The sequence below is a fragment of the Kitasatospora sp. NPDC001603 genome (genome assembly GCF_040298365.1).
Taxonomy (GTDB): domain Bacteria; phylum Actinomycetota; class Actinomycetes; order Streptomycetales; family Streptomycetaceae; genus Kitasatospora.
Genome location: NZ_JBEPAA010000020.1, coordinates 42,972 through 69,965, shown reverse-complemented (window position 1 = coordinate 69,965; position 26,994 = coordinate 42,972). Strand labels below are relative to the sequence as shown.

Annotated in this window: 20 protein-coding genes and 1 pseudogene; 8 read left to right on the top strand and 13 right to left on the bottom strand. The window is 73.7% G+C overall.

Annotation, left to right across the window (positions count from 1 at the left end):
• Positions 1–25: 25 nt before the first annotated feature.
• Genes ABT263_RS15520 through ABT263_RS15510 form a run of 3 tightly spaced genes read right to left on the bottom strand, consistent with a single transcriptional unit; the run spans position 26 to position 3,609 of the window.
• The gene (locus tag ABT263_RS15520; protein ID WP_352290979.1) at positions 26–832 is read right to left on the bottom strand and encodes a 3-oxoacyl-ACP reductase; all 807 of its coding nucleotides are present in this window, start codon (positions 830–832) and stop codon (positions 26–28) included.
• A 9-nt stretch (positions 833–841) separates the two neighbouring features.
• On the bottom strand, positions 842–2,209 hold the full coding sequence (locus ABT263_RS15515; RefSeq protein ID WP_352290978.1) for an aldehyde dehydrogenase family protein: 1,368 nt from the start codon (positions 2,207–2,209) through the stop codon (positions 842–844).
• Positions 2,210–2,214: 5 nt separating this feature from the next.
• A complete protein-coding gene (locus ABT263_RS15510) occupies positions 2,215–3,609 on the bottom strand; it encodes a glutamine synthetase family protein (RefSeq protein ID WP_352290977.1) in 1,395 nt (464 codons plus the stop codon).
• 155 nt (positions 3,610–3,764) lie between these two features.
• On the opposite strand from ABT263_RS15510, the gene ABT263_RS15505 reads away from it, so the two are divergent.
• From ABT263_RS15505 to ABT263_RS15495, 3 genes are all read left to right on the top strand, one after another.
• The gene (locus ABT263_RS15505; RefSeq protein WP_352290976.1) at positions 3,765–4,505 is read left to right on the top strand and encodes a gamma-glutamyl-gamma-aminobutyrate hydrolase family protein; all 741 of its coding nucleotides are present in this window, start codon (positions 3,765–3,767) and stop codon (positions 4,503–4,505) included.
• 280 nt (positions 4,506–4,785) lie between these two features.
• The gene (locus ABT263_RS15500) at positions 4,786–5,865 is read left to right on the top strand and encodes a cation diffusion facilitator family transporter (protein WP_352290975.1); all 1,080 of its coding nucleotides are present in this window, start codon (positions 4,786–4,788) and stop codon (positions 5,863–5,865) included.
• 102 nt (positions 5,866–5,967) lie between these two features.
• The gene (locus tag ABT263_RS15495; RefSeq protein ID WP_329492052.1) at positions 5,968–6,870 is read left to right on the top strand and encodes a 5'-3' exonuclease; all 903 of its coding nucleotides are present in this window, start codon (positions 5,968–5,970) and stop codon (positions 6,868–6,870) included.
• 87 nt (positions 6,871–6,957) lie between these two features.
• Here the strand turns inward: ABT263_RS15495 and ABT263_RS15490 are convergent, their stop codons facing one another.
• Positions 6,958–9,813, bottom strand: coding sequence for a DEAD/DEAH box helicase (locus ABT263_RS15490; protein ID WP_352290974.1), 2,856 nt, complete (start codon positions 9,811–9,813; stop codon positions 6,958–6,960).
• A 258-nt stretch (positions 9,814–10,071) separates the two neighbouring features.
• On the opposite strand from ABT263_RS15490, the gene ABT263_RS15485 reads away from it, so the two are divergent.
• From ABT263_RS15485 to ABT263_RS15470, 4 genes are all read left to right on the top strand, one after another.
• Complete coding sequence (locus tag ABT263_RS15485; protein ID WP_329486893.1) at positions 10,072–10,446, top strand: hypothetical protein; 375 nt, start codon at positions 10,072–10,074, stop codon at positions 10,444–10,446.
• 28 nt (positions 10,447–10,474) lie between these two features.
• Positions 10,475–10,807 (top strand): ArsR/SmtB family transcription factor, encoded by a 333-nt coding sequence (locus ABT263_RS15480; protein ID WP_352290973.1) that lies wholly within the window; start codon positions 10,475–10,477, stop codon positions 10,805–10,807.
• A gap of 114 nt (positions 10,808–10,921) precedes the next feature.
• Positions 10,922–12,988, top strand: a complete 2,067-nt coding sequence (locus ABT263_RS15475; RefSeq protein WP_352290972.1) for a S9 family peptidase — start codon at positions 10,922–10,924, stop codon at positions 12,986–12,988.
• A 221-nt stretch (positions 12,989–13,209) separates the two neighbouring features.
• The gene (locus tag ABT263_RS15470; RefSeq protein WP_352290971.1) at positions 13,210–15,582 is read left to right on the top strand and encodes an immune inhibitor A domain-containing protein; all 2,373 of its coding nucleotides are present in this window, start codon (positions 13,210–13,212) and stop codon (positions 15,580–15,582) included.
• A 480-nt stretch (positions 15,583–16,062) separates the two neighbouring features.
• Here the strand turns inward: ABT263_RS15470 and ABT263_RS15465 are convergent, their stop codons facing one another.
• Genes ABT263_RS15465 through ABT263_RS15445 form a run of 5 tightly spaced genes read right to left on the bottom strand, consistent with a single transcriptional unit; the run spans position 16,063 to position 21,778 of the window.
• Positions 16,063–17,076 carry an ABC transporter ATP-binding protein gene (locus ABT263_RS15465; RefSeq protein WP_329486897.1) on the bottom strand — a complete coding sequence of 338 codons (1,014 nt, stop codon included), beginning with the start codon at positions 17,074–17,076 and terminating at the stop codon, positions 16,063–16,065.
• Complete coding sequence (locus tag ABT263_RS15460) at positions 17,073–18,071, bottom strand: ABC transporter ATP-binding protein (protein WP_352290970.1); 999 nt, start codon at positions 18,069–18,071, stop codon at positions 17,073–17,075. The genes ABT263_RS15465 and ABT263_RS15460 overlap by 4 nt, the downstream gene beginning before the upstream one ends.
• On the bottom strand, positions 18,071–19,057 hold the full coding sequence (locus ABT263_RS15455) for an ABC transporter permease (RefSeq protein WP_329486900.1): 987 nt from the start codon (positions 19,055–19,057) through the stop codon (positions 18,071–18,073). The genes ABT263_RS15460 and ABT263_RS15455 overlap by 1 nt, the downstream gene beginning before the upstream one ends.
• Positions 19,054–20,013, bottom strand: coding sequence for an ABC transporter permease (locus ABT263_RS15450; protein ID WP_352290969.1), 960 nt, complete (start codon positions 20,011–20,013; stop codon positions 19,054–19,056). The genes ABT263_RS15455 and ABT263_RS15450 overlap by 4 nt, the downstream gene beginning before the upstream one ends.
• A gap of 13 nt (positions 20,014–20,026) precedes the next feature.
• A complete protein-coding gene (locus ABT263_RS15445; RefSeq protein ID WP_352290968.1) occupies positions 20,027–21,778 on the bottom strand; it encodes an ABC transporter substrate-binding protein in 1,752 nt (583 codons plus the stop codon).
• Positions 21,779–21,992: 214 nt separating this feature from the next.
• Between ABT263_RS15445 and ABT263_RS15440 the strand changes: the two genes are divergently transcribed.
• On the top strand, positions 21,993–23,468 hold the full coding sequence (locus ABT263_RS15440; protein ID WP_352290967.1) for an aminopeptidase P family protein: 1,476 nt from the start codon (positions 21,993–21,995) through the stop codon (positions 23,466–23,468).
• 173 nt (positions 23,469–23,641) lie between these two features.
• Here ABT263_RS15440 and ABT263_RS15435 read toward each other — a convergent pair.
• The 4 genes and pseudogenes from ABT263_RS15435 to ABT263_RS15420 form a co-directional block, all read right to left on the bottom strand.
• Positions 23,642–23,734: pseudogene (locus ABT263_RS15435) on the bottom strand (hypothetical protein); the annotation flags it as partial.
• 237 nt (positions 23,735–23,971) lie between these two features.
• The gene (locus tag ABT263_RS15430) at positions 23,972–25,000 is read right to left on the bottom strand and encodes a nitronate monooxygenase (protein WP_352290966.1); all 1,029 of its coding nucleotides are present in this window, start codon (positions 24,998–25,000) and stop codon (positions 23,972–23,974) included.
• 61 nt (positions 25,001–25,061) lie between these two features.
• Entirely contained in the window at positions 25,062–25,709 is a 648-nt protein-coding gene (locus ABT263_RS15425) for a response regulator (RefSeq protein ID WP_352290965.1), read from the bottom strand.
• Positions 25,706–26,914, bottom strand: a complete 1,209-nt coding sequence (locus ABT263_RS15420; RefSeq protein WP_352290964.1) for a sensor histidine kinase — start codon at positions 26,912–26,914, stop codon at positions 25,706–25,708. The genes ABT263_RS15425 and ABT263_RS15420 overlap by 4 nt, the downstream gene beginning before the upstream one ends.
• Positions 26,915–26,994: the final 80 nt, after the last annotated feature.

Here is a 26,994-nt window from a genome sequence, read left to right as displayed (position 1 = left end):
GCCCCCGGTCGGCCCCGGACCGACTCTAGACCGGGGTCACATAGGCACCGGCGATGCCTCCGTCGACCAGGAACTCGCTCGCCGTGATGAAGGACGAATCGTCGCTGGCGAGGAAGGCGACCGCGGCCGCGATCTCCTCGGGCCGGGCGAAGCGGCCGAGCGGAATGTGCACCAGCCGGCGGGCCGCCCGCTCCGGGTCCGCGGCGAACAGCTCGCGCAGCAGCGGGGTGTCCACCGGCCCCGGCGAGAGCGCGTTGACCCGGATGCCCTCGCGGGCGAACTGCACGCCCAGCTCGCGGGACATCGCCAGCACCCCGCCCTTGGAAGCGGTGTAGGAGATCTGCGAGGTGGCCGCGCCCATCCGGGCCACGAAGCTGGCGGTGTTGATGATCGAACCGCGCCCGTGCCTCCGCATGTACGGCAGCGCCGCCTTGCAGCAGAGGTAGACCGAGGTCAGGTTGACCTCCTGGACCCTGTGCCAGGCGGCCGGCTCCGTGGTCAGGATGGAGCCGTCCTCGGGCGGCGAGATGCCCGCGTTGTTGAAGGCGACGTCCACGCTGCCGTACGTCTCGTAGGCCTGGTCGAAGAGCGCCTCGACCATGTACGGGTCGGTCACGTCGGTGTGCACGAAGAGGCCGCCGACTTCCTGGGCGGCCGCCTTGCCGGTCGCCTCGTCGACGTCGGCGCACACGACCTTCGCCCCCTCGGAGGCGAGCCGGCGGGCGGCGGCCAGGCCGATGCCGCTGCCCGCGCCGGTGATCACGGCGGTACGGCCGACCAGGCGCCGGCAGACCGGGCCGTCCTTCCCGGCGGCGGCAGGCTTCTCGCTCATGGCTGGCTCCTACTCCTCGCTCCGGATGAACACGTTCTTGGTCTCGGTGAAGGGGACCAGCGCGTCCGGCCCGAGCTCCCGGCCGATGCCGGACTCGCCGAACCCGCCGAAGGGCGTCCAGTACCGCACCGAGGAGTGCGAGTTGACCGAGAGACTGCCCGCCGCGACGCCCCGGGCCAGGCGCAGCGCGCGGCCGACGTCCCGCGTCCAGATGGACCCGGAGAGTCCGTAGCGAGTCCCGTTGGCCAGCCGCAGGGCGTCCGCCTCGCCGTCGAAGGGGAGCACCACCGCGACCGGGCCGAAGATCTCCTCCGTCGCCGCGGGCACGGTCGGGTCGGTGGGCGCGAGCACGGTCGGCGGGTACCAGAAGCCGGGGCCGTCGGGGACCGCGCCGCGGGCCAGCACCGGCAGCTCGGGGGTGACGTAGGAGGCGACCCGGCGGACCTGGGCGGCGGAGATCAGCGGGCCGAGCTCGGTGGCCGGGTCGGCCGGGTCCCCGGTGCGGACGGCCTCGACGGCGGGCAGCAGCAGGGCGAGGAAGTCGTCGAGGGCCTCGCGCTGGACCAGGATGCGGCTGCGCGCGCAGCAGTCCTGACCGCTGTTGTCGAGGAAGGACATCGGGTCGGCGGCGCGGGCGAGGTCGGCGTCCGCGAAGACGATGTTGGGGCTCTTGCCGCCGAGTTCGAGGGTGACCCGCTTGGCCTGGGCGGCGCACCGGGCGGCGACCTCCTTGCCGACCAGGGTCGAGCCGGTGAAGACGATCTTGCGGACGGCGGGGTGGTCGACCAGTGCCCGGCCGGTGGTGGCGCCGGCCCCGGGGACGACCTGGAACAGGCCCTCCGGGAGCCCGGCGGCGAGGGCGAGTTCGGCCAGCCGCAGCGCGGTGAGCGGGGTGGCCTCGGCGGGTTTGAGGAGGACGGCGTTGCCCGCAGCCAGGGCCGGGGCGAAGCCCCAGGCGGCGATCGGCATCGGGAAGTTCCACGGGGCGATCACCCCGACCACGCCGATCGGCTCGTGGAAGGTGACGTCCAGGCCGCCGGCCACCGGGATCTGGCGGCCGGTCAGCCGCTCCACCCCGCCGGCGGCGTACTCCAGCAGGTCGCGGACGTTGCCGGCCTCCCGGCGGGCGTTGCCCACGGTGTGCCCGGCCTCGCTCACCTCCAGGGCGGCCAGCTCGGGGATGTGCACCTCGACCTGGTCGGCGAAGCGGCGCAGCAGCCGGGCACGTTCGCCGGGGGCGAGCGCGGCCCAGCCCTGCTGGGCCTTGAGGGCGAGCTGGACGGCGGCGTCCAGCCGCGCCGGGCTGGTGTCCGGGACGGTGCCGAGCACCTCCCCGGTGGCCGGGTTGAGGACGGTGCTGACGGCGGGACTCCCCACGCGGCTCACATCCGCTCGAAGGAGCGGTAGCGCTCCCAGTCGGTGACGGCGCTGTCGTACGCGGACTGCTCGACCCGGGCCATGTGCAGGTAGTGCTCCACGACGTCGCTGCCGAAGGCGGCGCGGGCGAGCTCGCTCCGCGACCAGCGGTCGGCGGCCTCGCGCAGCGAGCCGGGCACCCGGGTGTACTCGTCGGCGGCGTAGGCGTTGCCCAGGCAGGGCGTGGGCAGTTCGAGCTTCTGCTGGAGACCGTGCAGACCGGCGGCGATCATGCCCGCCACGGCGAGGTACGGGTTGACGTCGCCGCCGGGGACGCGGTTCTCCATCCGCAGGCTCGGACCGCGGCCGACCACCCGGTAGGCGCACGTCCGGTTGTCGCGGCCCCAGGCGACGGCGGTCGGGGCGAAGGAGCCGGGCCGGTAGCGCTTGTAGGAGTTGATGTTGGGCGCGTAGAGCACGCTGAACTCGCGCAGGGCGACGAGCTGGCCGGCCAGGAAGTGCCGCATGGTGTCGGTCATCCGGCCGTCGCGGTCGGCGAAGGCCGGGGCGCCGCCCGGGACGCGGAGGTCCCGCAGCGAGAGGTGGATGTGGCAGCTGTTGCCCTCGCGCTCGTCGTACTTGGCCATGAAGGTGAGTGCGCAGCCCTGCTGGGCGGCGATCTCCTTGGCACCGGTCTTGTAGACGCTGTGCTGGTCGCAGGTGGTGAGGGCGTCGGCGTAGCGGAAGGCGATCTCGTGCTGGCCGAGGTTGCACTCGCCCTTGGCCGACTCGACGACGAGGCCGGCGCCGGCCATCTCGTTGCGGATCCGGGCGAGCAGCGGCTCGACCCGGGCGGTGCCGAGCAGCGAGTAGTCGACGTTGTACTGGTTGGCCGGGGTGAGGCCGCGGTAGCCGCCGAGCCAGGCCTGTTCGTAGGTGTCGCGGAAGACCAGGAACTCCAGCTCGGTGCCGATGTCGGCGGCCAGGCCGTACTCGGCGAGGCGCTCGATCTGGCGCCGCAGCACCTGCCGGGGCGCGGTGTCGACGGGGTGGCCGCCGTGCCGGGCGAGGTCGGCGGTGACCTGGGCGGTGCCGGGCTGCCAGGGGGTGAGCCGGAGCGTGCCGAGGTCGGGGCGCATGGCGAAGTCGCCGTAGCCCGTCTCCCAGGAGGACTGGGCGTAGCCGTCGACGGTGTTGAGGTCGATGTCGACGGCGAGCAGGTAGTCGCACGCCTCGGCGCCGTGCTCGGCGACCTCGTCGAGGAAGAACCGGGCGGCGAAGCGCTTGCCCTGGAGCCGGCCCTGCATGTCGGTGAAGGCGAGCGCGACGGTGTGGATCTCGCCGGCGTCGACCAGCGTGCGCAGCTCGCCGAGGGTGAGCGGCGCGCGCGGCCGCGCGTCCGCGGCGGTGTTGTCGGGCATGACGGGACCCTCCCCTTCGCTCACTCAGCGAGATCACACGGTCACAGCGAACCGTACGGCCTGCCACGGACAGCGCGGAAGAGGGCGGACGGGTGTGGCGCGCCGATACGCGTGGTTGACGGGGTAGCAGACGGGGCTGGAGGAGAATGCCCGCCATGGATCGCAGGCCTTTCATCGGCGTCAGCACCTACCAGGTGGACGTGAGTTGGAGCGACTGGCGGAACCGCCCGGTGGCACTGGTGCCCGAGCGGTACACCGCGTACGTGCGGGATTCGGGCGGGATCGCGCTCCTGCTGCCACCGGACTCCCCGGAGCGCGCGCCGGAGGTGCTCGCCCGGCTGGACGCCCTGGTCATCACGGGCGGACCGGACATCGACCCGGCGTACTACGGGCAGCCGCCGCACCCGCTGACCGAGGCGGACTCGCCGGAGCGGGACCAGTGGGAGTCGGCGCTGCTGCGGGCGGCCCTGGCGGCGGGCATGCCGCTGCTGGGCATCTGCCGGGGCATGCAGGTGCTGAACGTGGTCTGCGGCGGCTCGCTCGTCCAGCACCTCCCGGACGTGGTGCACCCCGACGTGCACGCCGGGACGCCCGGCAGGTACGGGACGCACACGGTGCGGCCGGTGCCCGGGACGCTCCTCGGCGGACTGCTGCCGGAGAGCGAACTGACCGTGCCGACCTTCCACCACCAGGCGGTGGACCGGCTCGGCGCGGGGCTGCGGGTGAGCGCGCACGCGCCGGACGGCACCGTGGAGGCGGTGGAGGGGCCCGGGTTCACCCTCGGGGTGCAGTGGCACCCCGAGCAGGGGGACGACCTGCGGGTGATGCAGGCCCTGGTCCGGGCGGCGACGGCGGCCCGGACGGTCCCGCTGGAGCCGGCCGGCGCACTGGGTTAGACCCACCCGGCCCGCGGGCGGTCACGACCACCGGTCCGGCGGGCCCGCGGTCACGGCGTCGGCCGCCACGGCGGCCCGGGCGGGGCCGAGCCGTCCGACCTGCCCAATTCCCGTCTTCCCTGCTCAGCGGTGGCGCGGCGGCACCGGGCGGGGGTCGCGCCGCGGCAATGACAACGGTCTCCAGTGCAGTCTTTGGATCTTCCCTCGATCTGCGGTTCACTTCGACTGCGGGGCGTTCGCCTCCCTGCCTCCACCCCCGCACGTCCAGGAGAGGACTTCGATGGCCGGGCACGACCACTCCCACGATGATCATGCGCATGACCACCGGCACGGCGACGGGCCCGCGCGGAGCGGGCACGGCGGGCACGGTCACGGCGGGCACGGTCACGGCGGGCACTCGCACGGCGTGGCCGCCGACGCCGACCGCCGCTGGCTGGTGAGCGCCCTCGCGCTGATCGTGGTGTTCATGGCCGGCGAGGTGGTGGTCGGCTTCGCCGCCGAGTCGCTGGCGCTGATCTCCGACGCGGCGCACATGCTCACCGACGCCGCCTCGATCGTGCTGGCCCTGGTGGCGATGCGGCTGTCCGCCCGCCCGGCCCGCGGCGGCTACACCTACGGGCTCAAGCGCGCCGAGATCCTCTCCGCCCAGGCCAACGGCGTCACCCTGCTGGTCCTCTCGGCGTGGCTGGGCTACGAGGCCGTCACCCGGCTGATCGACCCGCCGGACGTGACCGGCTCGCTGGTGCTGGTCACCGCGCTGATCGGGATCGTGGTCAACCTGGCCGCCGCCTGGTGCATGTCCAAGGCCAACCGCAGCTCGCTCAACGTCGAGGGCGCCTTCCAGCACGTGGTCACCGACCTCTACGCGTTCATCGCCACCGCCGTCGCCGGCGCGGTGATGCTGACCACCGGGTTCGCCCGGGCGGACGCGATCGCCTCGCTGATCGTGGTGGCGCTGATGCTGAAGGCCGGCATCGGCCTGGTCCGCGCCTCCGGGCGGATCTTCCTGGAGGCCGCCCCGGCCGGCGTCGACCCGGACGCGGTGGCGGACCGGCTGGTCGCCCAGCCGCTGGTGGAGGAGATCCACGACCTGCACATCTGGGAGATCACCTCCGGCCAGCCGGCCCTGTCGGCGCACATCCTGGTCACCCCGGGCGGCGACTGCCACGCCGTCCGCCGGGAGCTGCAGCGCCGGCTGGCGGGCGAGTACGGGATCACCCACAGCACCCTCCAGGTCGACCACGTCGGCGAGGACGAGGCGGGCGCGCTGCTGCAGATCACCACCCCGGCCGGCGACCTCCCCGAGCACTGCGCCGACTCGCACGGCCCGGTCCACCGCGCCGGACCGCACGAGCACTGAGCCCGGGGCGCCGCAGCCGGGACAGCGGCCCCCGGGAGCGCCGGAACCGGCGGGCTGTCGGCCGGGTACGGCATGATCTGAGACGTGACCGCACCGCGACTGATGCTGCTCGACTCCGCCAGCCTGTACTTCCGGGCCTACTACGGCGTGCCGGACTCCCTGCGCTCCCCGCAGGGCGAACCGGTCAACGCCGTCCGGGGCCTGCTGGACTTCATCGCCCGACTGGTCCAGGACCACCGGCCCGACCAGCTGGTCGCCTGCATGGACGCCGACTGGCGCCCCCAGTGGCGGGTCGACCTCGTGCCCTCCTACAAGACGCACCGGGTCGCCGAGGCGGCCGTGGACGGCGAGGAGGAGGTGCCGGACACCCTCGCCCCGCAGGTACCGGTGATCGAGCAGGTGCTGGACGCGCTCGGCATCGCCCGGGTCGGCTCCCCCGGCTACGAGGCGGACGACGTGATCGGCACCCTCACCGCCCGGGCCGAGGGCCCGGTGCAGATCGTCACCGGCGACCGGGACCTCTTCCAGCTGGTCGACGACGCCCGCGGGATCACCGTGCTCTACCCGGTCAAGGGGATGGGGAACCTCCAGGTCACCGATGACGCGCTGCTGCTGGAGAAGTACGGCGTGCGCGGCGCGCGGTACGCCGACATGGCCGCCCTGCGCGGCGACCCCAGCGACGGCCTGCCCGGCGTCAAGGGGATCGGCGAGAAGACGGCCGCTCAGCTGATCAACGAGTACGGCGACCTCCCGGCGATCCGGGCCGCCGCCCTCGACATCCGCTCGAAGCTCACCCCGGCCCGCCGGCGCAACATCGTCGAGGGCGCGGCCTACCTGGACGTCGCCCCGACCGTGGTCCGGGTCGCCGCCGACGCACCGCTGCCGCCCTTCGACCCGGCCCTCCCGCGCGAGCCGCTGGACCCGATGACCCTGGAGGAGCTCTCCGCCCGCTGGGGCCTCGGCACCTCCCTGGAGCGCGTCCTGGCCGTCCTCGCGGCGCGCTGACACCCCGGCAAGCACGAAGCTGACACCCCGGCAAGCACGAAGCGGGCCCGTCGTCGATGACGACGGGCCCGCTTCGGCGTACGACCCTCAGCCCACCGAGGAGTAGGCGATGATGCCGCGGCGGAGGCCGTCGACGGCCTTGCGGGCCGTCCGGCGGAGCTCGGCGTCCTCGCCGGCGGCGTCCTGGATCTGGCCGAGCACGTCGATCAGCTGCTTGGTCCAGCGGACGAAGTCACCGGCCGGCATGTCGGCGTCGCGCAGCACCGAGTCCAGGTTGTGGCCGAGGGCCCAGCGGTACGCGGCCCAGGCGAAGCCGACGTCCGGCTCGCGCTGCCCGACGCCCTCGGCGGTGTTGATCCGGTGCTGCTCCTCCAGGGCGTCCAGGTGGCCCCAGATCCGGATCATCTGGCCGAGCGCCTCCTTGGTGCCGCCCTCGGGCACCCGGGGGGCGGCGGCGTCGTCGGACTGCCGGGACTCGTAGACCAGCGCCGAGGCGCAGGCCGCCAGCTCGGCGGCGGCCAGACCGCTCCAGACGCCCTCGCGGATGCACTCGGAGGCGAGCAGGTCCAGCTCGCCGTAGAGCCGGCCGAGCCGCTTGCCGTCGTCGGTGACGGTGTCGCCCCGGAGGTAGCCGAGGTCGGTGAGCAGGCCGCAGACCCGGTCGAAGGTGCGGGCGATGGTGTGGGTGCGGGAGCGCATCCGGCGCTCCAGCTGCTCGGTGTCGCGGTGCAGCCGGTGGTAGCGCTCGGCCCAGCGCGCGTGGTCCTCGCGCTCGTCGCAGCCGTGGCACGGGTGCTGGCGCAGGGCGGCGCGCAGCCGGCTGATCTCCGCGTCGTCGGCGGCGGCCGCGCGGCCCTTGCGGAACCGCTCGGGCTCCAGGTGGCCGGCCTTGGTGCGCAGCGCGGAGGCGAGGTCGCGCCGGGACTGCGGGCTGCGCGGGTTGAAGGACTTGGGGATGCGCACCCGCTCCAGGGCGGCGACCGGGTGCGGGAAGTCGATCATGGCGAGCCGCTTGACCTGCCGCTCGGCGGTGAGCACCACCGGGCGCGGGCCGTCCTGGAAGTCGGGGTGGCGCGTGCCGACCCGGCCGTTGCGGCTGACCGGCGGCAGGCCCGGGTCGAGGACGAGCGCGAGACCGGCGAACTTGCCGGTGGGGACGTGGATGACGTCGCCCGGCTTGAGCTGCTCGATGGACTCGACGGCGGCCGCGCGGCGCTGGCTGCTGCCCTCGCGGGCCAGCTCGTTCTCGCGGTCCTTGAGCTGGTGGCGCAGGCCCATGTACTCGTCGAAGTCGCCCAGGTGGCAGGTCATGGACGCGCGGTAGCCGTCCAGGCCCTCCTCGTTGCGCTGGACCTGGCGGGCGATGCCGACCACCGAGCGGTCCGCCTGGAACTGCGCGAAGGACGTCTCCAGCAGCTCGCGGGAGCGGTGCCGGCCGAACTGCGAGACCAGGTTGACGGCCATGTTGTACGAGGGCCGGAAGGACGACTTCAGCGGGTAGGTGCGGGTGCCGGCCAGGCCGGCCAGCGCCTCCGGATCGAGCCCGCGCTGCCAGAGCACCACGGCGTGGCCCTCGATGTCGATCCCGCGGCGGCCGGCCCGGCCGGTGAGCTGGGTGTACTCGCCGGGGGTGATGTCGGCGTGCGTCTCGCCGTTCCACTTGACCAGCTTCTCCATGACCACCGAGCGGGCGGGCATGTTGATGCCGAGGGCCAGCGTCTCGGTCGCGAAGACGGCCTTGACCAGACCCTTCACGAAGAGCTCCTCGACCACCTCCTTGAACCGCGGCAGCATCCCCGCGTGGTGGGCGGCGATGCCGCGCTCCAGCCCGTCGAGCCACTCGAAGTAGCCGAGGACGTGCAGGTCCTCGTCGGGGATGTCGGCGCAGCGCTCCTCGACGATGGCCCGCACCCGGCCCCGGTCCTCCTCCTTGTTGAGGCGCAGCCCGGAGCTGAGGCACTGCTGGACGGCGGCCTCGCAGCCGGCCCGGCTGAAGATGAAGGTGATCGCGGGGAGCAGGCCCTCGGCGTCGAGCCGGTCGATGACGTCGACCCGGCCGGGCGTCCAGACCTTGCCCGGGCGGCCGTTGGGCATCGAGCGGCCCCGGCCGCGGCCGAACCGGTCGCGCGGGTTGCGGTCCAGCTCGGAGCGGGCGAGCCGGACCAGCTCGGGGTTGACGGCCTTGGCCGGGTTGCGCGGGGCGTCCTTGGGGCGGCCGTCGCGGTCCGGGTTGGCGAACAGGTCGTACATCCGGTTGCCGGCCATGACGTGCTGCCACAGCGGCACCGGGCGGTGTTCGGAGACGATCACCTTGGTGCCGCCGCGCACGGTGTCCAGCCAGTCGCCGAACTCCTCGGCGTTGGAGACGGTCGCGGAGAGCGAGGCCAGCACCACCGACTCGGGGAGGTGGATGATGACCTCCTCCCAGACGGCGCCGCGGAAGCGGTCGGCGAGGTAGTGCACCTCGTCCATCACCACGTAGCCGAGGCCGTTGAGCGAGGAGGAGCCCGCGTAGAGCATGTTGCGCAGCACTTCGGTGGTCATGACCACCACGGGGGCGTCCCCGTTGACGCTGTTGTCACCGGTCAGCAGGCCGACCTTGGCCGCGCCGTAGCGCTTGACCAGGTCCCCGTACTTCTGGTTCGAGAGCGCCTTGATGGGCGTGGTGTAGAAGCACTTGCGCCCGGACTGGAGGGCGAGGTGCACGGCGAACTCGCCGACGATCGTCTTGCCGGAGCCGGTGGGCGCGGCGACCAGCACGCCGTCGCCGCCCTCCAGCGCCCGGCAGGCCTCCAGCTGGAAGTCGTCCAGCGGGAAGTCGTAGAGCTGCTGGAAGCCGTACAGGGCGCTGGCCTGCTCCTTGGCCCGGCGGCGGAAGGCCGCGTACGCCTCGGCGGGGCTGAGCTCCCGGTCTTCGGGCTGCTCGGGCTCAGGGGTGTTCATCGCCGTCCGGGTGTGATTGGTGTGATCTCGCATCTCAGCGAGAGGTTACCCGGGAGGACTGACATCGATAGCACCGATTTTTCGCGCTACCGGATCGGTTCTCTCTCACATCCATAGTTGCAAATGTCTTCAAGCAGCGACGAAGCGGCCATCTTCGAACGTCTCCGGTCATTCCCGGTGCCACGCCGTCCCCTCTCCCTACATTCGGTCCCACAGCCACCACGCAGGGGAGTCCCCCGCTCACAGGAGGAGAAGACGATGGCGAACCTGGAGACCTCGCTCAAGGAGGCCATGGCGATCGAGGGCGCGATCGGCGTGGCCCTGGTCGACTACGGCAGCGGCATGGCGCTCGGCACCCTCGGCGAGGGCGGCGAGCTGGACCTCAACGTCGCCGCCGCCGGCAACACCGACGTGGTCCGGGCCAAGATGCGGGCCATGGAGCTGCTCAACCTCCATGACAACGAGATCGAGGACATCCTGGTCAGCCTCACCAGCCAGTACCACCTGCTCCGGCCGCTCACCATGCCGAACGGCCGGGGGCTCTTCCTGTTCCTGGCGCTCAACCGCAGCCGCGCCAACCTGGCGATGGCCCGCCACCACCTCAAGCGGATCGAGGTCGGACTGGAGATCTGACCGGGCCGGGCACCAGGAAAGGAGCGCTGTGGCGGTCGCGCTGTACCAGGCCAAGGCCGAGTTCTTCCGGATGCTCGGCCACCCCGTCCGGATCCGGGTGCTGGAATTGCTGCAGGCCGGACCGACGCCCGTCCGCGACCTGCTGGCCGAGCTGGCGATCGAACCGTCCAGCCTCTCCCAGCAACTCGCCGTGCTGCGCCGGTCCGGCATCGTTACCGCCACCCGGGAGGGCAGCACGGTGGTGTACGCGCTGTCCGGGACCGAGGTCGCCGACCTGCTGCTCACCGCCCGGCGGATCCTCACCGGGCTGATCGCCGAGCAGAGCGTCCTGCTCGCCGAACTCCGCGCCGACGCCGACTGACGCCCGGCCCGACGGCCCCAGGAAGCCGCATCACCTCACATCGGCAGGTGATGTGTGACATTTCACATGACGCCCTACTGGTCCGGGGAGGCACCTCCCGGCGACCATCGGGCCGTGACCCTCACCGATCCCTTCCTCGACCTCAGCGCCCGCACCGGCCGCTTCGGCCACGGCGCCCCGCGCGCGCTCACCCTCAGCGAGGACGGCACCCGACTGCTGCTGCTCCGCTCGGCCGGCCCGCAGGACCGGGTCGACCGGCTCCACCTCCTCGACCTCGCCACCGGCAAGGAACGCCTGGTCGCCGACCCCGCCGTGCTCGCCCCGGGCCGCGGCGGCGACCGCGACGACCTGCCCGCCGTCGAGCGGCGGCTGCGCGAACGGACCAGGCTGACCGCCGCCGGCATCGGCACCTTCGCCGCCACCGCCGACCTCGCGGTCGCCGTGTTCACCCTGGACGGGCGGCTGTTCCGCGCCGACACCACCGCCGGCACCTGCGCCGAACTCCCGGTGGCCGGACCGGCCTTCGACCCGCGCCCCGACCCGGCCGGCCACCGCGTCGCCTACGTCGCCGACGACGCCCTCCACGTCACCCCGGCGCCCGCCCCGCTGAGCCCCGCCGACGGCGCCCGCTGGGGCGTCGCCGAGTTCGCCGCCGCCGAGGAGCTGGGCCGCGCCCGGGGCCACTGGTGGCGCCCGGACGGCGGCGCGCTGCTGGCCACCCGGGTGGACGAAGCCGCCCTGCCCCGGCGCTACTTCGCCGACCCGGCCCACCCGGACGAGCGGCCCGAGGACTTCGCCTACCCGCAGGCCGGCGGGCCCAACGCGGACGTCCAGCTCTGGGTCCTCGACCTGGACGGCGCCCGGACCCGGCTGCGCTGGGACGCCGAGGCGTTCCCCTACCTCTGCGCGGCCGAGTGGGCCGGCACCGGGGAGGTCCTGCTCACCGTCGCCGACCGCCTCCAGCAGAACGTGCTGCTGCTCACCGCCGACCCGGCCACCGGCACCACCCGCGAACTCTCCCGCACCACCGACGAGTTCTGGGTGGACGACCTGCCCGGCACCCCCGCCCGGCTGGACGGCGGCCGGCTGCTCACCGCCCACGACACCCCCGCCGCACGCGGCCTGGCCGTGGACGGCAAGCCGCTGGACACCACCGGCCTGCAGATCCGCCGGGTGGTCGGGCGGCTGCGCGGCAGGCTGCTCTGCGAGACCGGCCAGGGCGACCCCGCCGACCAGTACGTCCACCTGGTCGACCCGGACGGCGGCGCCCCCGAGCCGGTCAGCTCCGGCCCCGGCGTGCACTCCGCGCTGGCCGCCGCCGACACCCTGCTGCTCGTCTCGGCCGGCCCCGACGGCGTCCGCCGCCGGCTGACCGGCCCCTGGGGCGAGGCGGCGCCCACCGACCTGTCCGCCGCCCTGCCGTACCGGGTCGAACCGCGGCTCGCCCGGGTCACCGAACACGGCCTGCCCACCGCCGTGGTGTACCCGCGCGGCCACCTGCCCGGCCGGCGGCTGCCCGTCCTGCTCGACGTCTACGGCGGCCCGGGCTACCAGGCGGTGGCCAACGAACCGCGCCGCTGGCAGCTCCGCCAGTGGTGGGCCGACCAGGGCTTCGCGGTGGTCACCACCGACAACCGGGGCACCCCGTTCGTCTCCCCCGCCTTCACCCGGGCGATCTTCCGCCGCTTCTCCGCGGCCGCGCTGGAGGACCAGGTCGCCGCGCTGCACGCGCTCGCCGCGGACCACCCCGACCTCGACCTGGGCCGGGTGGGCGTGCGCGGCTGGTCCTACGGCGGGTACTTCGCCGCACTCGCCGTGCTGCGCCGCCCGGACGTCTTCCACGCCGCCTGCGCGGGCGCGCCGCCCACCGACTTCCGCCGGTACGACACCGCGTACACCGAGCGCTACCTCGACCTGCCGCAGCACAACCCCGAGGGCTACGCGGCGGACTGCCTGATCGACGACGCGCCGTCGCTCACCCGGCCGCTGCTGCTGATCCACGGCCTGGCCGACGACAACGTGCACCCCTCGCACACCCTGCTGCTCTCCCGGGCGCTCACCCGGGCGGGCCGCCCGCACAGCGTGCTGCCGCTGCCCGGCGTCACCCACATGACCCCGGACGGGGTGGGCGAGCAGGTCACGGCGGCCGAACTCGCCTTCCTGCGGGGCGCCCTGGGGTAGCGGCGGCGGGGCACGCCGGGGCGTCGACGCCCGGGTGCCCGCCACCGCAGGACCACGACCGGCCGCTCCCACGGGGGCGGCCGGTCGCGCGTCCGGCCCGTCGCCCCGTCCCATCCCTTCCGTGTGACCCATGACATGTGAAATATTACCTGCGCTCCATCGACTGTTTCCCGACTCCCCAGACTCCCCCGACCACCCACCGTCCGGAAAGGACCGGTCAGTTGCGCAGACTGTCCGCGGCACTCGCGGCCGCGCTCACCACGAGCGCGATAGCGGCCTCCCTCCTCGGCACCCCCGCCCAGGCCGCTCCCCCCTCCCCCGCCCTCACCACGGCCGCCGCCGCCCAAGGCGCCGAGGAGGGCGGCGCCGAGGCCCCGCCCGGCCCGCTCGCCCCCCAGGAACGCGAGCGCCAGTCGCTTCGCACCAAGGCCCTGGAACAGGTCAACAAGGGCTCCGTGGCCAAGACTTCGCAGAAGCGGGCGCCCGCCAGGGTGAAGATCGGCAACGACTACGTCCAGCTCGCGCAGCAGCGCACGGACAAGGTCTTCGTGATCCTCGCCCAGTTCGGCGACCAGGTGGACAACACCACCGAGTACAACGGGCAGCCCCGCTACGGCGGCACGCCCGGCCCGCAGCACAACGCGATCCCCAAGCCGGGCAGGAGCGACAACCACACGCTCTGGTCCAAGGACTTCGACCGCGACTACTACCAGCAGTTGTTCTTCGACGACGCGCCCGGCGCGGTCTCGATGCGCAACTACTACCGCACCCAGTCCTCCGGCCGCTACGACGTCGAGGGCACGGTCAGCGACTGGGTCACCGTGCCGTACAACGAGGCCCGGTACGGCAGCAACAAGGGCCCCCAGGGGTCCGGCGCCTGGACACAGGGGCAGGAGTTCGTCCGGGACGCGGTCAAGGCCTGGTACGACGGCGAGATCCGCAAGGGCCGCTCCGCCGCGGACGTCAAGGCCGAGCTGGCCCAGTACGACGTCTACGACCGCTACGACCACGACAAGGACGGCGAGTTCAGCCAGCCGGACGGCTACCTGGACAACGTCATCGTGGTGCACGCGGGCGTCGACGAGACCTGGGGCGGCGGGGCGCAGGGCGCCGACGCCCTCTGGGCGCACCGCAGTTGGGCCTTCCCGGACCCGGCCGGCCAGACCGGCCCGGTGGGCAACCGGATCGGCGGCGCCCCGGTCGGCGACACCGGCCTGTACGTCTACGACTACGTGCAGGGCGGCGAGAACAGCGGCGTCGGCCTGTTCGCCCACGAGTTCGGCCACAACCTCGGCCTGCCCGACCTGTACAGCACCACCGGCGGCGACAACAGCGTCAACTTCTGGTCGCTGATGTCCTCCGGTTCGTACCTCGGCAAGGGCAGGAACACCACCGGCGGCTACCCCGGTGACCTCGACGCCTGGAGCAAGCTGCAGTTCGGCTGGCTCGACTACGACGAGGCGCAGGCCGCCACCCGCTCCAGCCACGCGCTCGGCGTCAGCGGCTACAACACCGACCAGGCCCAGGCGGTGCTGGTGCACCTGCCCGACGGCACCACCAGCACCGACCTGGCCGACCCGGACCAGGGCGCCAACCACTGGTGGAGCGGGACGGGCGACAACCTGGACAACTCGCTGGCCCGGACGGTCGACCTGCGCCCGGTGAGCGGACCGGTCACGCTGACCGCCGCCACCTGGTACGACATCGAGCAGGACTACGACTTCCTCGCGGTCGAGGCCTCCACCGACGAGGGGAAGACCTGGAAGGCGCTCGGCGGCACCGTCGACGGCACGCCGATCGGCAACACCACCGCCAACACCCCCGGTCTGACCGGCACGTCCGGCGCCTACCGGCAGCTGTCCGTCCCGCTGGACGGCTACGCGGGGCAGCAGGTCCGGCTGCGCTTCCACGTCACCTCGGACAACAACACCCACGGCCGCGGCGTCCTGGTCGACACCGTCCGGGTCGCCGCCGGCGCCACCGAGCTCTTCGCCGACGGCGCCGAGAACGGGTCCAACGGCTGGACCGCGACCGGGTTCTCGGTGGTCACCGGCCGCACCGCGGTCACCTCGCACCCGCGCGCCTACCTGGTGGAGAACCGCCGGTACGCGGGCTACGGCGCCTTCCTGAAGACCGGCCCGTACAACTTCGGGTACACGGGCGTCGACGGCAAGAAGGACATCGTCGACACCTACCCGTACCAGGAGGGCGTGCTGGTCTGGCTCTGGGACACCGGGTACGGCGACAACAACACCAAGGACCACCCCGGCGGCGGGCTGATCCTGCCGGTCGACGCCCACCCGGCGCCGATCCGGTTCGCCGACGGCACGCTGGTCAACGCCCGCGCGCAGACCTTCGACGCGACCTTCTCGCTGAAGCGGACCACCGGCTTCACCCTGCACAAGGCCGGCGTCCCGGTGCGGATCGGCGCCGAGCCGGCCGTCGCCGCCTTCAACGACCGCACCGGGGTCTACTCCGACCCCGCCACGCCGCAGCTCGGCGTGAAGGTGCCGGACACCAACACGAAGATCGAGGTCGTCCGCGAAGCCCAGGACGGCCGGATCACCACCGTCCGGGTGGGCCCGGCCTCCTGAGACCCGCCCCCGCACGTACCGCACCACGGCCGTGGCCCCCGGATCCGTCCGGGGGCCACGGCCTCGCGTCGTCCGGGGCCGGGCGCGACCGCGGGGGCGGCCGGGCTCCGCGACCCGCCGGCCGCCCGGCCCGGTCCGCACCGACCGCACCGGGCACGCCGGGCACCGCGTCCGCACCGACCGCACCGGGCACGCCGGGCACCGCGTCCGCACCGGGCACCGCGTCCGCACCCGCCCCCACCGGCCGGCCCCGACGCTCCCGACCGGCCCGCGAGACCCCCCGCGCCCCGACCGCAGAAGGCCCGTACCCAGCAGCGGGTACGGGCCTTCGAGACGTTGGAACCCGGTCGGACGCGGCCCTCAAGAGGTTCCCCGCCGCGCCCGACCGGGGGTCGGGAGGAGGGCCCGCGGACGGGCCCCCGGGGTGCCGCCGGACGGCCCGGCCCACAGGCGGGCAGGGGTGGTCCGGCGGCCGGGGCGTCAGGCCTCCGGGAAGTGGCAGGCCGCCTGCCGGGTGCCCGGTCCGGCGATCCGCAGCAGCGGACGCTCCGTCCGGCAGAGCTCCTGGGCCTTCGGGCACCGCGGGTGGAAGCTGCACCCGGACGGCGGGTTGGCCGGGCTCGGCGGGTCGCCGAGCAGCACGATCCGCTCGCGCGCCCGCTCGGCGGCCGGGTCCGGCAGCGGCACCGCGGAGAGCAGCGCCCGGGTGTAGGGGTGCGCGGCGTTGCCGTAGACCTCCGCCTTGTCGCCGATCTCGACGATCCGGCCGAGGTACATCACGGCGACCCGGTCGCAGACCCGCTTGACCACCGAGAGGTCGTGCGCGATGAAGACGTACGCCAGGCCGAGCTCGTCCTGGAGCCGCTCCATCAGATTGACCACCTGGGCCTGGATGGAGACGTCCAGCGCGGAGACCGGCTCGTCGGCGATGACCAGCCGGGGCGAGGTGGCCAGCGAGCGGGCGATGCCGATCCGCTGGGCCTGGCCGCCGGAGAACTCGTGCGGGTAGCGGTCCAGGTGTTCGGGGATCAGCCCGACCAGCTCCATCAGCTCGGCGGCCCGCTTGCGTGCCCCGGCCGCGCCGGCGCCCTGGACCAGCAGCGGCTCGGAGATGATCCGGGCCACCGTCTGGCGGGGGTTGAGCGAGGAGTACGGGTCCTGGAACACCATCTGGAGGTGCCGCCGGTGCGGGCGCAGCGCGGCCTGCGACAGGCCGCCGATCTCGGTGCCGTCGAAGGTGACGGTGCCCGCGGTGGGGTCGAGCAGCCGGACGATCATCCGGCCGGTGGTCGACTTGCCGCAACCGGACTCCCCGACCAGGCCGAGCGTCTCGCCCTGGGCGACGTCGAAGCTCACGCCGTCGACGGCCCGGATCGGGGCGCCGGCCCGGCCGGTGCGGCTGCGCCGGCCGGGGAAGGTCTTCACCAGGTCCCGGACGGACAGCAGCGGCTCGGCGGAGCGCGGCCGGTCGGCCGTCAGCGGTCGGTCGTTCATGAGCGGGCTCCCAGCGGCACCAGCGGCAGGTGGCAGGCGGCCTGGTGGCCGGGGGCGAGCGGGCCGAACGCGGGGCGCTCGGCCAGGCAGCGGGCGTGCTCCTCGGCGGTGGCGGCGCTGGTGCGGGCGCAGCGCGGGGCGAAGGTGCAGCCGGGGGCGGGGGCGATCAGCGACGGCGGGCTGCCGGGGATGGCCCGCAGCGGGGCGTCGTCGGTGTCGTCGAGGCGGGGCAGCGAGTCGAGCAGCCCGCAGGTGTACGGGTGCGCGGGGGCGCCGAACAGCCGGTCGACCGGGGCCTGTTCGGCGGCCCGGCCGCCGTACATCACCAGCACCTCGTGGGCGACCCGGGCGACCACGCCGAGGTCGTGGGTGATCATGACGACGCCGAGGCCGCGGTCCTGTTGGATGCGGGCGATCAGGTCGAGGATCTGGGCCTGGACGGTGACGTCCAGGGCGGTGGTGGGCTCGTCGGCGATCAGCAGGTCGGGTTCGCAGGCGAGCGCCATGGCGATCATCACGCGCTGGCGCATGCCGCCGGAGAACTGGTGCGGGTACTCGTCGACCCGGCGGGCCGGCTCGGGGATGCCGACCTCGCCCAGCATCTCCACGGCCCGGGCGCGACCGGCCCTGCGGTCGGCCCTGAAGTGCACCCGGTAGTGCTCGGCGATCTGCTCGCCGACGGTGTAGAAGGGGTGCAGGCTGGACAGCGGGTCCTGGAAGATCATGGCGATCCGCCGCCCCCGGACGGTGCCCAGCTGCCGCTCCCCCAGGCCGTTCAGCTCCTGTCCGGCCAGCCGGATCGAGCCGGTGACGGCGGCGCCGCGGTGCAGGCCCATCACGGCCAGCGAGGTGACGGACTTGCCGCTGCCGGACTCCCCGACCAGGCCGAGGGTCTGCCCGGACGCGACGGTGAAGGAGATGCCGTCGACGGCCCGGACGGTGCCGCGCGGGGTGTCGAAGGAGACGGCGAGATCCTCGACCTCCAACAGTGCCATCAGTACCTCACTCTCGGGTCGACGTAGGCGTAGAGCAGGTCGACCAGCAGGTTCGCCGCGACGATGAAGAAGGCCGCGAGCAGGGTGACGCCGAGGATGACGGGCTGGTCGGAGCGGATCAGCCCGTCGTAGAAGAGCCGGCCGACCCCGGGCAGACCGAAGATCGACTCCGTGATGACGGCGCCCGCGAGCAGTCCGCCGAGGTCCATCCCGAAGATGGTGAGGATGGGCGTCATCCCGGAGCGCAGCCCGTGCTTGACCGTCACGGTGAGCGCGGGCAGGCCCTTGGCGCGGGCGGTGCGGATGTACGGCTCGGCCATCGTCTCGATCATCGAGTTGCGGCTCTGCCGGGCGTACATGGCCGCGTAGAGCAGGGCCAGCGCGATCCAGGGGAGCAGCAGGTTGGAGGCCCAGCCGAACGGGTCCTCGGTGAGCGCGTGGTAGGACGGGTAGGGCAGCAGGCCGGCGGTCCGCACGACGCCCCAGATCAGCATGATCGAGGTGAAGTAGACCGGCAGCGAGGCGGTTCCGACCGACAGCACCATCAGGGTGCGGTCGGTGAGGCCGCCCTTGCGCAGGGCCGAGGTGATGCCGGCGCCGAGGCCGAGGACCAGCCAGAGCGCCGCCGCGCCGAAGGCGAGCGAGACGGAGACCGGCAGGCGGTCGGTGAGCAGGTCCCAGACCGGCAGCCCGTACTCGTAGGAGTAGCCCAGGCAGGGGAAGCCGCAGTGCACGGCGCTCGGGCCGCTGCCGTAGTCGCGGCCGGCGAAGATGCCGCCCAGGTAGCTGCCGAACTGGTCCCAGACCGGCGCGTCCAGGCCCATCGCCGCCTTGACGGCGGCGAGCCGCTCGGGGCTGCAGGTCTTGCCGCAGGCGGCCGCGGCCGGGTCGTTGGGCAGCAGGTAGAAGATGGTGAAGGTGATGGCGCAGATGGCGAGCATGATGCCCGCGACGCCGATCAGCCGGCGGCCGAGGTAGATGATCACGACCGGCCTCCCCGGGGGTCGAGGATGTCGCGCAGCGCGTCACCGAGCAGGGTGAAGGCGAGCACCGCGATGAAGAGGAAGACCGTCGGGATGAGGAAGTAGGTCGGATCGGTCTCGTAGTGGAGGATGCTCTCGGCGATCATCTGGCCCCAGGACGCGGTGGGCGGCCGGACGCCGACGCCGAGGTAGCTGAGGGCGGCCTCGGTGGCGATCATGCCGGGGATCAGCAGCGTGGTGTAGGCGATGATCGGGCCGGAGACGTTGGGCAGGATCTCCCGGGTGAGGATGCGCCAGGAGCGCGCTCCGCCGACCTTGGCGGCCTCGACGTACTCGCGGTGCTTGAGCGAGAGGGTCTGGCCGCGGACCACCCGGGCGATGCCGGGCCAGCCGAACAGGCCGATCACCAGGGTCATCAGCAGGATCCGGTTGACGTCCTTGGCCACCGACATCATGGCGATCATGAAGATCAGCGAGGGGAAGGACATCGTGAGGTCCATCAGCCGGGAGAGCGCCGCGTCGACGCGGCCGCCGAAGTAGCCGGCCACGATCCCGGCCAGGGTGCCGGCGATCACGACCAGCGCGGTGGCGGTGAACGCGATCAGCAGGGAGACCTGCCCGCCGTGCAGCACGCGGGCGAACAGGTCGCGGCCCGAGCCGGGTTCGACGCCGAACCAGTGCCGGGTGCCGATCCCGCCGAAGGCGCCGATCGGCGTGCCGCCCATGTAGGGGTCGATGGCGCGCTTGTCGAACTCCTCGGGGGTCCAGCCGCCGAGCGAGCTCAACGGGCCGGCCAGGGCCGCCGCCAGGACCAGCACGGCGACGGTGATCAGGCCGAACCGGGCCGAGCCCTGGGCCCACAGCCGCTCCCCGACGAGCCGCCAGGGCCCGCGCCCGGCGGCCTTCACGGGGCCCGCCGCCGTGTCCTCCACGGCGGCGGGGTCAGTGGTAGTACTCATCGCTGACGTTCCCTCAGCCCTGGCTCTTCGCGGGGTCCTTGAGGCCGACCACAGCCATGTCGATCATGCCGGCGTAGCCGGAGTTGCCGAACGCGCCGGCCACGTTGGTGCCGACCAGCAGCGGGCGGCGCTGCCACATCAGCGGCACGGCGGGGGCCTTCTTCACCAGGTCCTCGTCCAGTTGCTTCCAGGCGGCGTTGGCCTCGGCCAGGTCGGTCATGGCCGCGATCTGGTCCATCCGGTCCATCGTGGCCTGGTCCCGGAACTGGCTGTAGTTGCCCTGGTTGCCCTTCTCCTTGATGGTGCGGCCGTCGAAGAGGAAGGGCAGGAAGGTCGCGGCGGACGGGTAGTCCGGGCACCAGCCGTTGATGGTCAGCTCGGGGGCGTTCTTGGTGTCGCCGACGGTGTCGGAGAAGGCCGACGCGTCCACGGTGTTGACGGTGACCTGGACGCCGGCCTTGGCCAGCGACTGCTGGAGCGCCTCGCCGCGGCTCTTGTCACCGATGGACACGAGGAGCGAGACCTTGAGGTCGGTCTTGCCCGCCGCCTTGAGCAGGTCCTTGGCCTTCTCCGGGTCACCGGCGGCCGGGATCTTCAGCGGATCGGCCTTGGCCCCGGCGGTCAGCGAGGGCGGCAGGAAGGAGGTCGCGACGTCCGCCATCGCCGGGCCGCCGAAGGCGGTGACCTGGGCCTCGCGGTCGACGGCGTACATCATCGCCTCGCGCACCTTCGGGTCGTCGAAGGGCGCCTTGGCGGTGTTCAGGTACAGCATGTCGGTGCAGCCGGTCTGCTCGGCCACCATGCGGGCCTTGACGTCCGCCTTGGGCAGCACCTTCGAGACGGACTCGTGCTGCATCCACGGCATCTCGATGGTGGAGGCGTCGGCGCCGTCACTCGCGATGACCCGGTCGTCGGCCTGACCGCCCTTGAGGCCCTGGGTGACCACGATCTTGTCCGGGTACGCCTTGCGGACCGTGTCGGAGGCCTGGTCCCAGTTGGTGTTGCGGACCAGCACGAGCTGCTTCCCGCGGTCGTAGGAGGCGATCTTGTACGGGCCGGAGGAGAACGGCCGCGAGTCGTACTGGGTGCCCTTGTCCTGCGACTGCGGCACGGGCGAGAAGGTCGGCAGGGTGGCGGTGTACGAGAACTCGGCGACCGGGCGCTTCAGGTGGAAGACGATGGTCTTGTCGTCCGGCGTCTCGATGCTGGGCAGGTGCTCGCCGTTCAGCGGGCCCTTGTAGTTCTCGCCGCCGGCCAGGTACTGGATGGCGTAGTCGGGGCCACCGGTGAGGTCCGGGGCGAAGGACCGCTCGACGTTGTACTTGACGTCGGCGGACTTGATCGGGCTGCCGTCCTCGTACGTGAGGCCGTCGCGCAGGGTGAAGGTCCAGGTCTTGCCCCCGTCGGAGGACTTGCCGAGGTCGGTGGCGAGGTCCGGGACGATCTCGCTGCCGGCACTGCCCGGCTCGGACTTGAAGGTGACCAGCGTGCGGTAGATCAGCCGGGTGCCGAAGTCCATGTGCGGCAGCACCCAGTTGCGGGCCGGGTCGAGGTGCGCGAAGTCCTGGTTGGTCAGCACGGTGAGCGTGCCGCCCTTGACCGGGGAGCCGCCGACGATGGAGCCGGCCGCCGCGCCCGGGCCCTTGGTTCCGGCGGCCGTGGTGTCACCGGCGGTGTCGCTCTTGTCGTTCTTGCAGGCCCCGAGGCCGAGGGTGAGTGTCGCCGCGAGGGCCGCCGCGAGGGCGGCGTGGGTGCGCCTGTTCATGTGCAACTCCGCAGTGGGGGGCCGCCGTTGATGGCCCGTCGTCCGACCCCGGAGGTGATCCGGGGATCGACCGGGAGGGCGCCTCGACAGGTCTGGCCGCTCCGCGGTGTGACCCGTAACATAGTAATGTGAAATTGCACTGCACAAGAGATGACGCGTCCCGTTATCGAGCTGTGTCCGTGCCACCCCGCCGCCCCGCATAGGAGTCCCCCCGGTGACCTTCCGTCAGACCGGTCTCAACACCAGCAGCCACGACCTGCCGACCTCCCCCGCCCTGGAGGCCTACATGGCCACCGCCTGGGCCCCCACCCCGCTCACCGACGACCGGCGCGTCCCCGGGTACGCCGCCATGCCCGGCCGCCGCGACCGGCTCTCCGCCGCCTTCCCCGGCGAACGCCTGATCGTCCCGGCCGGCGAGCTCAAGGTGCGCAGCAACGACGACGACTACCGGTTCCGCCCGCACAGCGCCTACGCCTGGCTCACCGGCCTCACCGGCGAGGACCAGCCCGGCCACGTCCTCGTCCTGGAGCCCGCCGGCCCCGAGGGCCACGAGCCCGTCCTCTACCTGCGTCCCCGCTCACCGCGCGGCGGCGACTCCGCCCGCGGCGGCGAGTTCTACCGCGACCGCCGCTACGGCGAGTTCTGGGTCGGCCGCCGCCCCGACCTCGCCGAGGCCACCCGCCTCACCGGCCTGCGCACCGAGCACCTCGACGACCTCGACAAGCTGCTCACCGGACCGCAGCCCGCCACCCGCGTGCTGGCCGGCGTCGACACCGCCCTGGACGCCGCCACCGACCGGCCCGGCTCACCCGCCCGGCGCGCGGACGACGCCGCCCTCGCCTCGGTGCTGTCCGAGCTGCGCCTGGTCAAGGACGCCTGGGAGGTCGAACAGCTCCAGCTCTCCGTCGACCACACCGTGCTCGGCTTCCAGGACGTCGTCCGCGCCCTCCCCGCCGCCCTGCGCCACCCGCGCGGCGAGCGCTGGATCGAGGGGATCTTCAACCTGCGCGCCCGCGCCGAGGGCAACGGCACCGGCTACGACACCATCGGCGCCTCGGGAGCCCACGCCTGCGTCCTGCACTGGATCCGCAACGACGGCGCGCTCGACCCGAACGCCCTGCTGCTGCTCGACGCCGGCGTCGAGACCGACACCCTGTACACCGCCGACATCACCCGCACCCTTCCGCTGAGCGGCACCTTCAGCCCCGCCCAGCGCCAGGCCTACGACCTGGTGCTGGCCGCCCAGGACGCCGGCATCGCCGCGCTGCGCCCCGGCGCGCGGTTCCGCGACTTCCACCTCGCCGCGATGCGGGTCTTCGCCGAGGGCCTCGCCGACTGGGGCGTGCTGCGGATCCCCGCCGAGCAGGCCCTCGCCGAGGACAGCGGCCTCTACCGCCGCTACACCCTCTGCAGCAGCGGCCACATGCTCGGCCTGGACGTGCACGACTGCGCCAAGGCCCGCGCCGACACCTACCTCGACGGCGTCCTGGAGGAGGGCCACGTCCTCACCGTGGAGCCCGGCCTCTACCTCCAGCCCGACGACGAGACCCTCCCGCTGGAACTGCGCGGGCTCGGCATCCGCCTGGAGGACGACCTCGTGATCACCGCCGACGGCGCCCGGCTGATGTCCGAGGCACTCCCCCGCACCGCCACCGCCGTCGAAGCCTGGATGGCCGAACTGCTCGCCTGACCACCACCGCGCCACGGGCAGGGGGCCGGCTCAGGCCACCTTGATCGTCCGGTCCCCCTGCCGCACGGTGACCTCCACCTCGCCGCCGATCGCCGCCGCGTAGACCCGCAGGTGTCCAGGCTGTCCACCTGCCCGTGCTCGATCTGCGACACCCGCGCCTGGCTCACCCCGAGCAGCCCCGCCACCTCCTTCTGCGTCAGCCCCACCTTCCGCCGCAGCTCCGCCAGCTCGTGACCACGGATCCGCGCCAACGACTCCTGCCGCATCCGCGCCCGCCCCGCCTCCGCCTCCGGCGTCGCCAGCGCGGGATCGCGCCGCTGCGCCTCGGCCCCCACCTCGGTCCAGCCACGACCCTTCATGCGCGCGCTCCCTCACCGGCCCATTCCCCCCACACCGGCCCGGCCGTAGCGCGGCTCCGCCGTCCCGCCACCCTCTCGGGGGACGACCCGGCCGATCCCTCGCGCCCCCGGTGTGCGCCCGGTGGGGGCGAGTGGCCGTCCGCCTCAGCTCCGGGCCGCCCGCCACAGCTCGCCGACGATCTCCGCGGCCGGGCCGCCGCGGGCCGCGCGGTGGCCGGTGCCGGCCCACAGGTGCATCGCCGCGGTGTCCGCCCGGGCGGCCGCCGCCGCCCGCAGCGGCTGGGTGAGGTGGTGCACCTCCGGGTAGGCGGCCGGGGCGTACGGCTCGTACCGGTCGATGAACGCGTTGCGCAGCCCGCGCGCCGGGCGGCCGGTGAACGCGCGCGTCACCACCGTCTCCGGGAGTTCGGTCAGCGCGGCCCGGTGCGCCGCGTTCGCCCCGGACTCGTCCGCGCGCAGCAGCGCCGTCCCCACCTGGACGGCCACCGCCCCGGCCCGCAGCGCGGCCGCGACCGCCGGCCCGTCGGCGAGCCCGCCCGCCGCGATCAGCGGCAGCGCCGTCACCGCGCCCACGGCGGGCAGCAGCCGGAGCAGCGGGACGTCCCCCGGCCGGTCCGCCACGCCGTGCGTGGCCCGGTGGCCGCCCGCCTCCGGGCCCTGCACGCAGAGGGCGTCCACCCCGACCGCCTCGGCGCGGCGCGCCTCCTGCGGCGTGGTCACGGTGGCGACCTGGTGGATCCCGGCCGCCCGCAGCGCCCGCGCCTCCTCGGGCGAGGGCAGCCCGAAGGTGTACGACACCACGGGGACGGCCGGCGCCCCGGCCAGCAGTGCGGCGATCTTGGCGTCCCAGTCGTCGCGGTCCGGCGCGATCTCCTCCGGCAGGCGGACATCCAGGCGCCGCGCCTCCGGCAGCAGCCGCGCGCGGTAGGCGGCGACGGCCCGCGGATCGCCGGGCGCGGCGGGCACGAAGAGGTTCACGCCGAACGGCCGGTCGGTCAACTCGCGGACCCGGTCGATCTGTTCGACCATCGCGGTGGCGCTCCGGTACCCGGCGGCGAGGAACCCCAGGCCCCCGGCCGCGTTCACCGCGGCGACCAGCTCCGGGGTGGTCGCCCCGCCCGCCATGGGCGCGGCGATGACGGGCACGGCGAGTTCGTCGAGGCGGACGGCCATTCCGGGTTCCTCCACTGCGCGTGACGGCTTCGGGCTCCGCCCAACCCTACGCCCGCGACCCTCAGGCCCCCCGGCGGATCAGCCCCCGCGCCCGTGCCTCGCGGACCGCCGCCGTCCGCGAGTCCACCCCCAACTTGGCGTAGACGTGCACCAGGTGGGACTTCACCGTGGCCTGGCTCAGATGCAGCCGCTGGCTGATCCCCTGGTTGGTCAGCCCGTCCGCGACCAGTCCCAGCACCTCCGTCTCCCGCGCGCTCAGCGCCGCCGACGGCGTCCGCATCCGCTCCAGGAGCCGGTCCGCCACCGCCGCCGCCAGCGCCGTCCGCCCCTGCGCGGCCGAGCGGACGGCCCGGGCCAGCTCCTCCGGCGGCGCGTCCTTCAGCAGGTACCCGGTGGCCCCGGCCTCCAGCGCGGGCAGGGTGTCCGCGTCGCTGTCGTAGGTCGTGACGATCAGCACCCGGGGCGCCGCCGCCCGGGCCGTGATCGCGGCGGTGGCCTGGGCGCCGTTCATCGCCGAGCCCGGCCCGAACTGCAGGTCCATCAGCACGACGTCCACCTCGACCTCCGCCGCCAGCTGCACGGCCCGTTCGGCGGTGGCGGCCTCGGCGACGACGACGAAGTCCCGTTCGCTCTCCAGGACGGCCTGCAGCCCGGCCCGGACCACCGGGTGGTCGTCGGCGAGCAGCAGGCGGATCACGGCGTCGGTCACGGGGATTCCTCGGTGGTGGGGGCGACGGGCAGCAGTACGGCGAGCGCCGTCCCCTCTCCCGGGGCGGACTCCACGGCGAAGGTACCGCCCAGCGCCCGCGCCCTGGCCCGCATGGACGGCAGGCCGAAGCCGCCGTCCCCGCCGGCGTCGGCGGCCGCCCGCGCCGGGTCGAAGCCCGCTCCGTCGTCGAACACGTCCAGCGCGACCTCGCCCTCCATGTAGCTGAGTGTCACCTCGGCGTGCGAGGCCTTCGCGTGCCGCACCGTGTTGCCCAGGGCGGACTGCGCGATCCGCAGCAGCGCGACCTCGTGCGGCACCGGCAGCCGCACCGGGTCGCCCGAGACGTGCAGCCGGACGGGCAGGCCGGCGTGCGCGGTCGTGGTGGCGCAGAGCCGTTCGAGGGCGCCGGCCAGCGAGCCGCTCTCCAGATCGGGCGGGGTCAGCGCGCGGACGAAGCGGCGGGCCTCGGCGAGGTTGTCCTGGGCGGCCCGACGGGCCTGTTCGACGTAGTCGGCGGCGGCCTCGGTCCGGTCGGGCAGGGCCCGCTGGGCGGCCCGCAGCAGCAGTTGGATGCTGGACAGGCTCTGGGCGAGGGTGTCGTGGATCTCCCGGGCGAGCCGTTCGCGCTCGGCCAGCACACCGGCGGTGTGGTGGGCGGCGTCGAGGCCGGCCCGGGCGGCGGTGAGCTCGTCGATCAGCCGGCGGCGCTCCTCGCTCTCCCGGTAGAGCGCCTGGTAGCCGAAGACGGTGACGACGGCGACGGCCGCACCGAGCGTGGGCCCGATCGCCGCGGCGAAGCCGACGGTGTGCTGGTGCCAGGACCACGCGACCACCGCGGTGACGGCGGTGACGGCGACGGCCACCAGCCCGCCCCGGCGGCCGAGCAGGTGCAGCTCCAGGAAGTACAGCGGGAAGGCGAGCCAGACGCCGTCCTGGGTGGTGGTCAGCACTCCCACCCAGGACACACCGAGCACGGCCAGCCAGAGGACGGTGGACCACCGCGACCGCCGGACGGCCCCGACCAGCGGCCCGGCCGCGTACACCGCGGCCATCGCGGTACCGGCGGCGACGACGGCCGCCGCCTCGGCGCCGCGGCCGACCACGGCACGGGCCACGGCGAGTGCGAGCAGGCCCGCCACCAGCAGGTGCAGGCAGACCTGGAGCACGCGGGCGACGGGGGTGGTTCGAGGTCGTTCGGTCGCCATCCGTCCAGCCTAGGGTCCGTACCGCCCGGACGGATCAATCGAAAGGTTGAACTCCGCCTCTCCCCTTCGATGCCGAGGTT